This window comes from Ferrovibrio sp. (genome assembly GCF_017994015.1).
Lineage (GTDB): Bacteria > Pseudomonadota > Alphaproteobacteria > Ferrovibrionales > Ferrovibrionaceae > Ferrovibrio.
The window spans coordinates 63,880-78,998 of record NZ_JAGOLP010000003.1; the positions used below are offsets into that span (position 1 = coordinate 63,880).

7 protein-coding genes are annotated in these 15,119 nt (G+C 58.3%); 6 read left to right on the plus strand and 1 reads right to left on the minus strand.

What is annotated here, in order from left to right:
* Window positions 1–62: 62 nt before the first annotated feature.
* Complete coding sequence (locus tag KBB36_RS03225; protein ID WP_290976798.1) at window positions 63–8,456, plus strand: glucoamylase family protein; 8,394 nt, start codon at window positions 63–65, stop codon at window positions 8,454–8,456.
* Between the two features lie 101 nt (window positions 8,457–8,557).
* Here KBB36_RS03225 and KBB36_RS03230 read toward each other — a convergent pair whose 3' ends face one another.
* Complete coding sequence (locus KBB36_RS03230) at window positions 8,558–9,157, minus strand: OmpA family protein (RefSeq protein ID WP_290976802.1); 600 nt, start codon at window positions 9,155–9,157, stop codon at window positions 8,558–8,560.
* A gap of 233 nt (window positions 9,158–9,390) precedes the next feature.
* Here KBB36_RS03230 and KBB36_RS03235 point away from each other — a divergent pair, with 233 nt between their 5' ends.
* From KBB36_RS03235 to KBB36_RS03255, 5 genes are all read left to right on the plus strand, one after another.
* Complete coding sequence (locus KBB36_RS03235) at window positions 9,391–13,788, plus strand: chemotaxis protein CheB (RefSeq protein WP_290976805.1); 4,398 nt, start codon at window positions 9,391–9,393, stop codon at window positions 13,786–13,788.
* A 140-nt stretch (window positions 13,789–13,928) separates the two neighbouring features.
* Entirely contained in the window at window positions 13,929–14,087 is a 159-nt protein-coding gene (locus KBB36_RS03240) for a DUF3309 family protein (RefSeq protein ID WP_290976808.1), read from the plus strand.
* A gap of 30 nt (window positions 14,088–14,117) precedes the next feature.
* On the plus strand, window positions 14,118–14,288 hold the full coding sequence (locus tag KBB36_RS03245) for a CsbD family protein (protein ID WP_290976812.1): 171 nt from the start codon (window positions 14,118–14,120) through the stop codon (window positions 14,286–14,288).
* A gap of 82 nt (window positions 14,289–14,370) precedes the next feature.
* On the plus strand, window positions 14,371–14,622 hold the full coding sequence (locus KBB36_RS03250; protein WP_290976815.1) for a YMGG-like glycine zipper-containing protein: 252 nt from the start codon (window positions 14,371–14,373) through the stop codon (window positions 14,620–14,622).
* Between the two features lie 56 nt (window positions 14,623–14,678).
* On the plus strand, window positions 14,679–15,002 hold the full coding sequence (locus tag KBB36_RS03255; RefSeq protein ID WP_290976818.1) for a BON domain-containing protein: 324 nt from the start codon (window positions 14,679–14,681) through the stop codon (window positions 15,000–15,002).
* Window positions 15,003–15,119: the final 117 nt, after the last annotated feature.

Genomic DNA, 15,119 nt, shown 5'->3' on the forward strand with positions numbered 1-15,119 from the left:
CGCTATTTCATAAAATCCTGCAGCACCGCAGGCCGTCGCCGCCCTGGAACAGCACAGCGCCTGTGCGTGAAGAGCTCTTTGGGATTGAGCGGCTGGAGCAACATGCCGCAAGCCTGGCCAATACACAGCCCATAACCAACACACCAATTCGCGTATTCTCGCTGCACAAGCGCCTTGATGACAATGCGGCGGTTCTGCTGGCGGCCTATCTGTCCAGTGCCCGCGAACTGGAAAGTGGCCGCGATGTAGTGCCGGCATCCGAATGGCTGCTCGACAATTACCATCTTGTGGAAGAGCAGATCCGTGAAATTCGCGACGATCTGCCGCCAGGCTATTATCGCCAATTGCCCAAGCTGGCGGATGGCCCCTTCGCCGGCTATCCACGGGTTTTCGGTATTGCCTGGGCCTTCATTGCGCATACCGACAGCCATTTTGATCCCGAAATCCTGCGCCGCTTCATTGTTGCTTATCAGCGCGTACAACCCCTTACGATCGGCGAATTATGGGCGGTGGCCATCACACTGCGTATTGTGTTGATCGAAAATTTGCGCCGGCTGACGGATCAGATCACGTCCGGCCGCGAAGCTCGCGCCGATGCCGATGCATTGGCCGACCGGTTGCTGGTGCCCGGAAACGCCCGCACTGCATTAGAGGCCGATATTGCCTCGCGTGACGCCTCGCCACTATCGGAGCGCTTTGCGGCCCAGCTGGCCAAACGCCTACGTGACCAGGACCCGCATGAAATGCCGGCGCTTGCCTGGCTGGAAGAGCGCCTGAAGCGCCAGGGCGAGACCATAGACGACGCAGTGCAGCACGCACAGCAGCGCCAAGGAGCATCCAATGTAACTGTGCGTAATGTCATCACCAGCATGCGCCTGATATCCGACATCGACTGGGCAGCCTTATTTGAAAGCGTCAGCCTAGTAGACGAGCGGCTTTGTGCTTCCGGTGGCTTCGCTGCTATGGATTTTCCGACCCGCAATCTCTACCGCAGTGCCATTGAGCAGCTTTCGCGCGGATCCCAGGCAACTGAGCTTGAGATTACCGATCAGGCATTGGAAGCGGCACAAGCTAAACCAATCCCTGTTGCTGGCGGTGTAGAAGCCGAGCGCAGCGCTGACCCCGGCTATCATTTGATTGCCGGGGGAAGGCGGGCATTTGAGAAAAAGGTGGGGTTCAAACCGGCACTCCATTTACGTCTGAAACGCTGCATAGCAGATCCTGGAATCAAAGGTTATGTTGCGGCGATATTGCTGGTGACAAGCCTGATTCTTGCTGCTGCGTTATGGCTGCTCTGGTCAGATGGGATTGGTCTTGGCTGGCTTGTCGCGTTTACCTTCGCGGGAATAATCCCGGCGACAGAGCTGGCCGTAGCCCTGGTCAATCGCAGCATGGCCTGGTGTTTCGGCCCTGCGATGCTGCCAGGCCTGGACCTTGCCACTGGCGTGCCATCTGCATTCCGCACATTGGTGGTGGTGCCCACTTTGCTGACGAGCGAAGCCGACCTGATCGAACAGATTGAGCGGCTGGAGGTTCATCATCTTTCCGGTGTCGATGGCGATCTCAGCTTTGCGTTGCTGACGGACGGGATAGATGCCGATCAAGAAATAATGCCTGCCGATACGCCATTGCTCGCCGTGGCCGCAGCAGCCATCGCACAGCTAAACCAACGCCATGCGGCAGCCCCTGGAGGAGAGCGATTCCTGCTGCTGCATCGTCGGCGCTTATTCAATGCCGGCGAGAACAAATGGATGGGCTGGGAACGCAAGCGTGGCAAACTGCATGAGCTGAACCGCCTGTTGCGTGGCGCGACAGATACCAGCTTTGTTGCCATCAATGGCCAAGAGCCAACAGTGCCGGCTGATGTGCGCTATGTCATCACCCTGGATGCCGATACGCGCCTGCCGCGAGATGCCGCGCGCCGGCTGGTTGGAAAAATGGCACATCCGTTAAACCGACCCCGCTTCAACATGGCTGAGCAGCGCGTGGTGGATGGTTATGCCATCCTGCAGCCGCGCGTCACGCCATCACTGCCGATTGGCCGGGATGGCTCGCTTTATCAGCGCATATTCTCCGGCCCCAGCGGCATGGACCCCTACGCAGCCGCAGTTTCGGATGTTTATCAGGATCTGTTGGGCGAAGGCACGTTTACCGGCAAAGGCATCTACGATGTGGATGCCTTTGCCGCCGCGCTGGCCGGCCGGGTGCCCGAGAATACCATGCTGAGCCACGATCTCTTCGAGGGGGTGTTTGCACGTGCCGGTCTGGTCTCCGATATCGAAGTGGTGGAGGATTTCCCATCCCGCTATGATGTAGCCGCCAAGCGCCGCCACCGCTGGAGCCGGGGTGATTGGCAGCTCCTGCCCTGGATTTTTGGGCGTCAGCCGCTGCCGGCTATCGGCCGTTGGAAAATGCTCGACAACCTGCGGCGCTCATTGCAGGCGCCCTGCATGCTGCTGGCGCTCGGCATTTGCAGCCTGCTGCCGCAATCAGTCGGCCTCACCGGCATGCTTCTTGTGTTATCAACAATAGCTATCCCCATTTTCCTGCCGACCGCCTTCGCCATCCTGCCACACCGTACCGGGATGCGACTGCGCAACCATGTTGATATGCTCGCTGGCGATCTGCATGATGCAGTTTTGCAGGCTTTTTTCTCCATCAGCTTTCTGGCTGATCAAGCTTGGCGTATGGGCGATGCGATCATCCGCACGCTGTTTCGGCTGTTCCTCAGCAAACGCCATCTGCTGGAATGGACCACCGCCGCACAGACGGCCGTGGCGCCACGCCTGAATGGGCTTGGCTTCTATCGCGCCATGGCCGGCGGCGTCTTTCTGGCCATATTGGCCTTACTTACCGCCACACCTGTCTTCTGGCCGCTTATACTGCTGTGGCTGGCCGCACCTGCCCTGGCGCTATGGGCCAGCCTGCCACCCAAACCTGCGGCGCATCGGGCCTTGTCAGCAGACGATGCGCGCGACTTGCGCCTTATAGCGCGGCTCACTTGGCGCTACTTCGAAATTTTCGTGACCCCTGCGGATAACATGTTGCCGCCGGATAATTTCCAGGAAGACCCGAAGCCGGTGGTGGCGCATCGCACATCACCCACCAATATCGGGCTTTATCTGCTGTCTGCCATCACCGCCCGCGATTTCGGCTGGGCCGGCATGGTGGAAACCGTGGAGCGGCTGGAAGCAAGCTTCATCACAATGCGGAAAATGCCGCGTTTCAAGGGGCATTTCTTCAATTGGTATGGCACCCGGGATCTGGCCGTGCTGAGCCCCGCCTATGTCTCGTCGGTTGATAGCGGCAACCTGGCCGGCCATCTCATCGTGGTGGCGAATAGCTGCGAGGAATGGGCAAACCTAACCCCCAGCAACAATCTCAAACAAGGTTTTTTGGATACTCTCCAGCTGGCGCGGGAGGCTCTTGATGTTTTGCCAAATCGCGGCGGCGAAGTTCACTGGCATCTGGCCGCCACACTGATGAAAATAGAAACCCTTTTAAACAATGATCAAGCTTTCGACGGGCAATTGGCGCAACTGCACCAGTTGGTGACAGAGGCGGTTGCGGCCAGCATGACAGTGGCACCGGACCATGCCGATCTGGTTTTCTGGGTCGCGGCGTTGCAACACAGATTAGCCGAGCATGAGCGCGACCGGCTGCAACACACCAGCGCCACGGACAATCTGGCCGGTCGCCTACAGGCATTGGCTGATTCGGCGCGGGAAATGGCATTGGCGATGGATTTTGCCTTTCTGCTTGATCCCGAACGAAAGTTATTGTCGATCGGCTTTTCCCACGCCGACTACGCACTCGACCCAAGCTGTTACGACCTGCTGGCTTCGGAAGCGCGCCTTGCTAGCCTGTTCGCCATCGCCAAGGGTGATGCGGCAACAAAGCATTGGTTCAGGCTGGGCCGAGCTGCAACTCCGCTTGGCATCGGCTCGGCGCTGATCTCCTGGTCAGGATCAATGTTTGAATACCTGATGCCGTCGCTGGTGATGCGGGCGCCAATTGGCAGCCTGCTGGAACAAACCAGCTGCCTGGTAGTGCAGCGCCAGAAAGAATATGGCCTGAAACATGGCATGCCCTGGGGTATCTCTGAATCAGCCTATAATGCCCGCGACCTGGAATACACCTACCAGTATTCCAATTTTGGCGTTCCCGGCCTCGGGTTAAAGCGTGGTTTGGCCGACAATATGGTGATCGCGCCTTATGCCACCGGCTTGGCTGCAATGGTGGCGCCAAAAGCAGCGCGGCAGAATTACGCGCGGCTGGCCAGCATCGGCGCGCGCGGCCGCTACGGCTTTTACGAGGCGCTCGATTTTACCCGTAGCCGGCTGCCTGACAACACTGACTTTGCCATTGTGCGCAGCTTCATGGCACATCACCAAGGCATGACCATCGTTGCGATAGCCAATGCGTTGCAGGATGGGCTGATGCGTAGCCGATTCCATCGTGAACCGATGATCCAGGCCGCCGAATTGCTGCTGCAAGAGCGCATGCCGCGGAATGTAGCACTGGCACATCCACGTGCAGAGGAGGTGAAGGGTACGGTCGTTGTGCTGGATAGCGCAACCACGACGCAGCGGCACTTGACTACACCCATGAACGGGCCGCCGGTATCGCATCTGCTGTCGAATGGCCGCTACACCGTGATGCTGACTGCCACCGGGGCGGGTTATAGCCACTGGAATGATATCGCCGTAACCCGCTGGCGCGAGGATGCCAGCCGCGATAATTGCGGGTCATTCATCTTCCTGCGCGACACACAAAGCGGTCAGATATGGTCGGCCAGCGGGCAGCCCATCGGCAGCGCCGCAGATCATTCAGAGGTTATCTTCGCGGAGGATCATGCCGAATTTATTCGCTCGGATGGTCAGCTGACCACAATCCTGGAAATACTGGTATCCGGCGAAGATGATGGCGAGGTGCGCCGTGTCTCATTGACCAATAACAGTCGCCAGGCGCGCAATATTGAACTCACCTCCTATGCCGAATTGGTATTGGCGCCGCCTGCCGCCGATGCTGCTCACCCGGCTTTCTCCAAACTGTTTGTGCAAACCGATTATCTGGCCGAATTTGGCGCGGTGACAGCAACACGCCGGCCACGGTCGCAAGACGAACCGGCAATCTGGGCGGCGCATTTTGCCGTGGTGGAAGGCACAATCATTGCCGAACCACAATATGAATCCGACCGCAGCCGGTTTCTTGAACGCGGACGTGACATCGGCAATGCCGCCGCAATCATGCAGTCCAGGCCCCTGTCAGGTAGCATTGGCACCGTACTCGATCCGATCTTCTCGCTGCGTTATCAGCTGACCGTGCCGCCAGGCGGCATCACGCGCATTGCCTTCTGGACTGTTGCTGCGGCCTCGCAAGCCGAGTTGCTGGCGCAGATTGACAAGCACCAGGACCGCAATGCCTTCGAGCGGGCCAAAACCCTGGCCTGGACTCAGGCTCAGGTGCAATTGCGCCATCTTGACATTGAGCCTGAGGAGGCTGCCGACTTCCAGCGCCTAGCTGCGCCGATCCTCTATGCCGATGCCCGCTTCCGCGCCGCATCAGATACAATCCAACGCGGTGCCGGGCTGCAATCAGCGCTGTGGCGACATGGCATTTCGGGCGATATGCCCATCGTGTTGCTGCGCATCGACGAGATTGAGGATATTGCCCAGGTGCGGCAATTGCTTCGTGCGCATGAATACTGGCGCATGAAAGGCCTGGGGGTTGATCTGGTCATCATCAATGAGCGCGCCTCCTCCTATACGCAGGATTTGCAGATCGCGATTGAGACAGCGGTACGCAGTGGTCAATCACAGCCGCATTTCAGCAAGGCCTATGGAAAAGGTGCGGTTTTTGCTTTGCGTGCCGATCTGATCAGTGCCGAGACACGTGCCCTGTTGCAATCCGTAGCCCGCATAGCCTTTAAGGCACGCCATGGTCCCATCGCCAGCCAGTTGAGCCGCATTCCGCCAGCCACAACCAAACCGGTGCGGTTTCGCCCAGCCCGGCCATTGCCACCGCCATCGCCGCCGGCCCAGCCTAGCGGATTGGAATTCTTCAACGGGTTGGGTGGTTTTGACCAGGAAGGCCGCGAATATGTGATCATTCTCAATGCGGGCCAAACAACGCCGGCACCCTGGATCAATGTAATCGCCAATCCTGGTTTCGGCTTTCAGGTATCAGCGGAAGGTAGCGGCTATAGTTGGGCAGAAAATAGCCGCGAGAACCAGCTTAGCCCATGGTCGAATGATCCGGTCAGCGACCCCAGCGGCGAGACGATCTATATTCGCGACGAAATTTCGGCTGATCTGTGGTGTGCCACGGCACGACCGATTCAGGATGGCGGCAGCTTTGTCATCCGCCATGGCTATGGCTATAGCCGTTTTGAGCATCAGGCCCACGGCATCGCAACAGAGCTGTTGCAGTATGTGCCGCTTGCCGATCCAGTGAAGATATCGCGCCTCACTTTGCGCAATCTTTCTGGCAGGCCGCGCCGTTTATCGGTTACAGCCTATGCTGAATGGGTGCTGGGAACTGCGCGCGGCGCATCCGGCCCTTTCATCATCACCGGGATGGATGAAGCCACTGGCGCAATGCTGGCACATAATCCCTGGAACATAGCTTTTCCTGGCCGCACCGGCTTTGCTGACCTTGGCGGCCAGCAAAGCGCCTGGACGGCAGATCGCACCGAATTCCTCGGCCGCAATGGCAATGCCGCAGCGCCCGCCGCCTTGCTGGGCAAAACCGTGCTTTCAGGGCAAACTGGTGCCGGGCTGGATCCCTGCGCAGCCTTGCAGCAGATGATCGAGCTTGGCGTGGGCGAGACGATCGAGGTTGTCTTTCTGCTTGGGCAAGGTGGATCAGCCGAGCAGGCGCGAACCCTGATCACACGCTATCGCGCTGCCAATCTAGATACCGTTCTCACCGAGGTGACTGAATATTGGCAGGCCCTGGTTGGCTGCATACAGGTCAAGACGCCGGATCGCGCCATGGACATCATGCTGAACGGCTGGCTGCTTTATCAAACCCTGGCCTGCCGCATCTGGGCCCGCGCCGCCTTCTATCAGGCCAGCGGTGCCTATGGCTTCCGCGACCAGCTTCAGGATGGCATGGCGCTGACCTTCACGATGCCGCAGGAGACACGACACCATATCCTGCGCGCTGCGGCGCGGCAGTTTATTGCGGGTGACGTGCAGCATTGGTGGCTGCCACATTCCGGCCAGGGCGTGCGGACGCATATTTCGGATGATCGCGTCTGGCTCGCCTTTGCCACCGCCACCTATATAAATGCCACCAACGACAGCGCCATCCTGGATGAATGCGTGCCGTTTCTTGATGGCCCCGCATTACATGCCGATGAACATGATGCTTTTTTTCAGCCCATGACGGCCGATGTCTCTGCCACATTGTTCGAGCATTGCGCCCGCGCCCTGGATCAATGCCTTGATCTTACCGGCGCGCAGGGCTTGCCGCTGATCGGCACCGGCGATTGGAATGACGGCATGAACCGTGTGGGGGCCGGCGGCAAGGGTGAAAGTGTATGGCTGGGCTGGCTTCTGTTACGCACCATTGCCCTGTTTGCCCCATTCGCCGCTGATCGCGATGCCGCACGCATGGCACGCTGGCAGGCACACGCCACGGCCTTGCAGCAGGCAATTGAACGGGAAGCTTGGGATGGTGCCTGGTATCGCCGGGCCACCTATGACGACGGCTCCTGGCTCGGCTCGCAGCATAGCGAGGCATGCCGGATTGATTCCATAGCGCAATCCTGGGCCGTGCTGTCTGGCGCCGCCGATCCTGCCCGCGCCGCCATGGCAATGGTGTCTTTAGACAAACATCTGGTGCGCCATGCAGATGGCCTGGCATTGCTGTTCACGCCAGCTTTTGAGCAGAACAGCCTGCATGATCCAGGCTATATCAAGGGCTATCCGCCAGGCCTGCGCGAGAATGGCGGCCAATACAGCCATGCCGCTATGTGGGCAATTCTGGCTTTTGCCAAGCTTGGCAACGGCGACAGGGCAGCAGAATTATTCGCGCTGATCAACCCGATCAACCATGCCCGCACCGCCACCGAAGCGGCGCGCTACAAGGTGGAGCCATATGTGGTGGCCGCCGATGTCTATTCAGAAGCGCCGCATGTCGGGCGTGGCGGCTGGACATGGTATACCGGTTCGGCAGGCTGGATGTATCGCGCCGGGATCGAAGGTATCCTGGGTATTCGCCGCGAAGGCGATAGCCTGATTGTGGCCCCATGCCTGCCGCAGGCATGGCCCGGCTTCACGGCTGTGGTGAACCTGGCATCAACCCGCTGCTCGATCACAGTGACGGCCAGCGGGCAGGATCGCGGCAGTATGCAGGCCACGCTTGACGGGCTGCCGCTGACCGGCATCGCGGCCGGCGCCCGCATTCCGCTGGATGGGCGCGTCCATGAACTGCGGATAACGTTTTGATCCTGGCAGCCAAATAAAAAAAATCCCCTCGCGCGGGGGGCGCGCAAGGGGATTCTCTCCTAACAGGAAGCCGGTGGACCCCCGTCAGCTTGTACACTGCCCTAACGGACAGTGATAAGCAGCACTTCAATCTGGTTATCACGCTGAAATTGCGGGGCGCCGAAAGCGCCAATCTGAATCTTGTCGGCAGCTATACCGGCCTGGATCAGCGCCGCACGGACTATGCTGATCCGACGCTCGCCAAGAGCCTGGCTCGGCGCATCTGTGCCCTGCATCGGAGATGAGCCATCCAGGCCCAGACGAGCCGTTGGATTCGCCTTCATGTAGCTGGCAATATCGGCAGCCTGGCGCATGTCGGAAGCGCGAATATCCGCACCGCCTGGTTCAAAGCGGAAACGCTGATAGGGCACCCACTCGTTGACTATGCCACTTGGTCCCTCAACGCTGATGAGGCCGACATGGCGTTGCGCCACAGCTTTGCCTGAAAGGCCTGACCTGTCACTGGCACCAAAAGCAGGGCGAGGCAAACGCGCTGCAGCTCCCGAGCCACCCGCCCTTTTTGCTGCATCAAGCAGTGAAAGCGGCGGGCCGATTTGTTGCTGGTCTGAATGCGTCTCGGCTGCATAGGCAGCGCCAGACGAGGGCGGGCCATGGCCAACGGATAACACTGCGGCAATGGTCAAGAAGAGCTTCATTTTCATGGCAAGGGTTCCTGCAATTTTTTGGCTCGGCTACTGCCGGCCAAGACCTTTCGGCATGGGCGGAAACCGCATGTTAGGATGATGCAGGTTAGTTCAAAGCCGGCAAAGGCGGCAGCATCGGAATATACTCAGAGCATTGGGTTTCTCTGTGTTCGACGCCGCAAGCCGAAGCTGCTATGCTGAAAGCTTCCCGCCAGTTAGCGCGCTGCGCCAGGGTGGGGCTGAAAGACAACATGACCAAACGCCGGCCACTACCGGATGACACCGTTGGGCTGCAACAGCTCCAGCATACCTTGCCGTTGCCCGTTGACCCCGCCATTCCGGTGATAGGCCTGGGCGCTTCTGCCGGCGGCCTCGATGCCTTCCAGAAATTTTTTGGCACCATGCCGCCGGATAGTGGCGCAGCCTTTATCCTGGTGCAGCATCTCGACCCGACACATCCCAGCATGATGGTTGAGCTGCTTTCAGAACATATCGCGATGAAGGTTTGCCATGCCGCCGAAGGCATGCTGGTGGAAAGTGACTGCGTTTATATCATTCCACCCGGCGTTTATATTGCCCTGCAAAGCGGCGCCCTGCGCCTGACCAAGCCGCGTGAGCGTCATGGCACACGCATGCCATTTGATTTTTTGCTGCAATCTCTGGCGATTGAAACCGGCAATAACGCGATGTGTGTGATTCTATCTGGCACAGGCACCGATGGCAGCCTTGGCATAAAGATGGTGAAGCAGCATGGCGGCCTGGTAATTGCCCAGAATCCGGAAGAGGCCAACTATGACGGGATGCCGCAGAATGCGATAGCCACCGGTAGCGTGGATATGGTGCTGCCGGTGGCCGAGATGCCGGCAGCATTGATCAAGCATATGCAATCACTGCCGCAACCCGGCAATCTGAATCATCGAGAATTGCCTAAATCAACGCCGGCCTGGATGGCGAAGGTGATCGATGTTCTGCGCACCGGGACTGCGCATGACTTCACGCTTTATAAACCCGGGACCTTGCAGCGCCGTATCGAGCAGCGCATGGCCATGGTTGGCATAGAGATCAGTGATGTTGAGCAATATATTGATACCTTGCGGCATGACAGCCTGGAAGCCGATGTGCTGGCCAAAGACCTGCTGATCAATGTCACCGGCTTTTTTCGTGACCCGAAAGTGTTTGACATGCTGGAAACCAAGATCATCCCTGATCTTGTCAACAACCGGCTGCTTGATCATCATCTGCGCATCTGGATCGTCGGTTGCAGCACGGGCGAGGAAGCCTATTCGCTTGCCATGCTGTTTCGCGAGCGGATCGCGGCATCCAAACGGAACATAAAACTTCAGGTCTTCGCTTCCGATGTTGATCCCGATGCCATTGCCACGGCGCGCGAAGGACTCTATCCGGAAACTATTACAGTGGATGTTTCACCCGCCCGGCTTGCGCGCTTCTTCGCCAAGGAAACCCATGGCTACAGAGTCTTGCCGGAATTGCGTGCTGCGGTGATCTTCACTGTGCAGGATGTGCTGATCGACCCGCCATTCTCGCGCCTTGATCTTGTTTCCTGCCGCAACCTGCTGATCTACCTGCAACCTGAGGCACAGGCCAAGGTGATCTCATTGTTTCATTTTGCCCTGCGCGAGGGTGGCCTGCTGCTGCTCGGCAACGCGGAAACCATCGGCAGCAATGCCGGCCGCTTCGACATAGTCTCCAAGATCAACCGCATCTACCGGCATATCGGGCCAAGCCGCCCCGGTGATTTTGGCGTGCCGATCAATGCTGGTGGCATGCGCCTTGCCTTGCGGCAGTCACCCGGCTCGGCGCCATCGCAACAGGCTGCATTGGCCGAACTGTGCCGCAAGCTGGTGCTGGATACTTACGCGCCGGCTTCAGTGCTGATCAATCGCAAACGTGAGGTGGTCTATTCGCTTGGGCCGACTGATCTCTACCTGCATATAGTGCCGGGGCATCCAAGCCACGACCTGCTAGCCATGGCGCGCGACGGGCTGCGCACCAAACTCCGCTCGGCGATCCAGCGTGCTGAACAGGAGAATGCTCCGATCAGCCTGATCGGTGGAAGAGTGGGGCATTCTGGTGAGGCAATCGCATTCCGCATCTTGGTGCAGCCGGTTATGCATGAGGCTGAGGCATTCCAGCTGGTTTCCTTCATCGACCAACCAAAGCCGGCAGAGCGCCACAAGCGCGCTATGCTGCCACAGGAGGTTTCGCGCGTCACCGAACTTGAACACGATCTCAAAGCGACGCGCACCGAATTGCAGGGCGCCATTCGCAGCCTGGAAATCTCGATTGAAGCCGAGAAAGAGATAAATGAGGAAGCGCTTTCGGTTAATGAGGAATATCAGGCTGCAAACGAGGAATTGCTGACCTCTAAGGAGGAGTTGCAAACCCTCAACGAGGAACTGACCACCCTCAATACCCAGCTTCAGGAAACCCTGGAGCGGCAGCGCACAACATCGAATGATTTGCAGAATGTGCTGTACAGCACCGATGTGGCAACGATTTTCCTGGATACCAAGCTTAATATTCGTTTCTTCACCCCGACAACACGCGCCTTGTTTGACTTGGTGCAGAGTGATGTTGGGCGGCCGCTGGCAACCTTCAATTCACTATCAGATGACGGCACCTCGCTGGCCGATGCCAAAGCTGTGCTGGATAGCCTGCTGCCCCTGGAACGTGAAGTGGAAACCCAGTCCGGCACCTGGTTTGTCCGCCGCACTCTGCCCTATCGCACCCAGGATAGCGGTGTTGAAGGTGTGGTCATAACCTTCACCGATATCACCGAGCGTAAACGGGCGGGCAATGCACTGGAAGCGGCAAAACTGCAAGCACAACTGGCCAATGCAGCAAAATCCCGCTTCCTGGCAGCGGCCAGCCATGATCTGCGTCAACCGCTCCAGACCTTGTCCTTGTTGCAGGGATTGCTGGCAAAGGTTGTGGTGGGCGAGGCTGCGCCAAAACTGGTTACACGGCTAGGCGAGACCCTCGCCACCATGTCTGGCATGCTCAATGCGTTGCTCGACATCAATCAGATTGAAGCTGGCACGATCCGGGCAGAAATAGAACAATTTCCACTCAACAGTTTGTTCGACCGGCTGCGCGAGGAATTCACCTATTATGCCCAGGTACAGGGCCTGGAATTGCGGGTGCTGCCTTGCAAACAATCAATCCGCAGTGATCCACGCTTGCTGGAGCAGATGATCCGTAATCTGCTCTCGAATGGGTTGAAGTATACGACAAGCGGCAAGGTGTTGCTGGGTTGCCGCCATCATCATGGCGCACTGCATATCGAAGTCTGGGATACCGGCATTGGCATTGCCAAGGAGGAATTGCAGGCCATTTTTGAGGAATACCACCAGATTGACAATCCGGCGCGCGAGCGCAGCCGCGGCCTTGGCCTTGGCCTTTCCATTGTACAGCGCCTGGGCAACCTGCTAGGCCATGCGATCAGCGTGCATTCGGAGCCTGGTAAAGGCTCGGTTTTTGCCATTGAAGTGGCGTTGCCTGCCAATGAACCGGCGTCACGCCGCATTGAGGAGAAACGCACCACACCAGCACCAGCACCAGCACCAGCACCAGCACCAGCAATTATCCCGGCGCTTCGCAAAGGCAATATCCTGGTGATCGAGGATGATCCGGAATTGCGCGACTTGCTGGAAATCATCCTCAGGGATGAAGGCCATGACGTAAGCACCGCCGCCGACGGTGTGATCGCCTTGAAACTGGTTGCCGAAAACAGGCTGCGGCCAGACCTGATTTTGGCGGATTATAATCTGCCGAATGGCCTGAACGGCCTGGAAGTGGCTGTAAAGCTGAGAGAACGACTATTGCACCATATTCCGGTGATTATCCTGACCGGCGATATCTCGACCGAGACGCAAAGCGAAATCACCCGGCAGGCCTGCCTCAAACTCAATAAACCCGTGTTGATGGCGGAGTTGACACAGAGCATCCAGCATCTGCTTGTTGCCCTGCCAACTGAATCAAAATCTACCACGCCGGCAAAGCCTTTGGCTGGGCAGGCCGTGGTGTTTGTTGTTGATGACGACCGCCAGGTGCGCGACAGCATTCGCACTGTGCTGGAAGCAAATGGCCGAGTGGTTGAAACATATGCTTCAGGCGCGGCCTTCCTTGCCGCCTATAAGCCTGGCCGTGAAGCCTGCTTACTGGTTGACGCTTACATGCCCAATATGAGTGGAGTTGATTTACTGCATCATTTGGGCAATGCCGGAGATCGGATTCCTTCGATCATGATCACCGGATACAGCGATGTGCCGATGGCCGTTCAGGCGATGAAGGCCGGCGCCCTGGATTTCATCGAGAAGCCGGTAGGCGAAAACGAGCTGCTGTCCAGTATCGAACGGGCGCTTGAACAGGCCCGTGACTCCACCAAGCTCTCGGCCTGGCAGAATGAGGCGGCCGGCCGCGTCTCCAGTCTCACGCCGCGCCAGCGTCAGATCATGGACCTGGTGCTGGCCGGCCATCCAAGCAAGAATATCGCCGCTGATCTGGGCATCAGCCAGCGCACGGTGGAGAATCACCGCGCCGCAATCATGAAAAATACCGGTTCACAATCGCTCCCGGCGCTGGCGCGTATAGCATTGGCGGCCGCTGAGCGAGGCACGGGTAGGTAATTTCCGATCCTGTCACACCGCCAATATTAGGCGCCTAATCATGTCTCAATCCTAGCCTGCTGACTGATCGCCTGATCATCCAGCCCTCGATTGAACGCGCTACGCCTGCATCCAGCCCTGCATCTCCAGGAGTTTTCCCCATGAGCGTTGGTACCATTCTGCTGATCATCCTGGTGTTGTTTCTGGTCGGCGCCCTGCCGACCTGGTCGCATAGCTCAAGCTGGGGCTACTACCCCAGCGGCGGCATCGGCATCATTCTCATTGTTGTTGTCGTTCTTGTTTTGCTGGGGCGGCTATAGCCCGGAACCATCACTTTAGGGAGTTGCATCATGGATAAGAATCGCATCACCGGCTCGGCCAAACAGGCCAAAGGCTCGCTCAAGGTGGTTGCCGGCAAAGCCCTCGGCGACAGCAAATTGCAGGCTGAAGGCCGGGCCGACAAAGCTGCTGGCAAGTTGCAAAACGCCATCGGCGGGGTCAAGGACGCCCTTAAGAAATGAACCAGCGGATTACCGCTGCTTCCGGCTGGAATCCAGACGGGGGTCCGCTCCCAGTTGCACAGATTTTTCTGGAGCCGCCACCATGATGATCAAAGACGTAATTTTCACCCTCATCCTTGCTTCTCTGCTCGGGCTTAGTGCCTGCGGCGATTCCAAGGGAGATCGTGCGATCTCCGGCGGCGGCATCGGCGCAGCTGTTGGCCTGGTTGGCGGCGCCCTGGTAGGCGCGCCGCTTGAAGGCGCCGTGATCGGCGGTGCCGTTGGTGCCGGTACAGGCGCGCTCACTGATGAAGACCAGATCAACCTGGGCGATCCAGCGTGGAAGAAAAAGTAATCACGCGCCAACTCGCCAGTCGTTTGCCAATTTGCATCATTCGAAAGGCTTTCCCCATGATATCGAATCCAACCCTGCGCATGTTCGTCGCCGCTGCCGCCCTGCTCGCGGCCACCAGCGCCCTGGCGGCCTGCTCCTCCACCCCGCGCCAGGAATCGACCGGCGAATATGTTGATTCCGCCGCCATCACCACCAAGGTGAAGGCCGCGATACTGAACGAGCCGAGCCTGAAGTCGCTGCAAATCAGCGTCGAGACCTTCAAGGATGCGGTACAGTTGAGCGGGTTTGTTGATTCATCTGCCAGCCGCGCCAAAGCCGGCGAAATCACCCGCAATGTCGAGGGTGTAAAGTCGGTGAAGAACGATCTTGTGGTCAAGTAGAGACCGGTCAGCCACCAGGCCGTGGTAGCACGGCACGCGCTTTTCAGTTTCTGGGCATATAATTCCCGCCGCCAAGCTTTCTCTGCGGAATATTTTATGTGAGATTCCTCCCTGACA

Bases quoted from the DNA above. Each gene is read 5' to 3' on its own strand.
- KBB36_RS03255 (WP_290976818.1), top strand. From the start codon at position 14,679: ATGATATCGAATCCAACCCTGCGCATGTTCGTCGCCGCTGCCGCCCTG.
- KBB36_RS03245 (WP_290976812.1), top strand. From the start codon at position 14,118: ATGGATAAGAATCGCATCACCGGCTCGGCCAAACAGGCCAAAGGCTCG.
- KBB36_RS03240 (WP_290976808.1), top strand. From the start codon at position 13,929: ATGAGCGTTGGTACCATTCTGCTGATCATCCTGGTGTTGTTTCTGGTC.
- KBB36_RS03250 (WP_290976815.1), top strand. From the start codon at position 14,371: ATGATGATCAAAGACGTAATTTTCACCCTCATCCTTGCTTCTCTGCTC.
- KBB36_RS03230 (WP_290976802.1), bottom strand. From the start codon at position 9,157: ATGAAAATGAAGCTCTTCTTGACCATTGCCGCAGTGTTATCCGTTGGC.
- KBB36_RS03235 (WP_290976805.1), top strand. From the start codon at position 9,391: ATGACCAAACGCCGGCCACTACCGGATGACACCGTTGGGCTGCAACAG.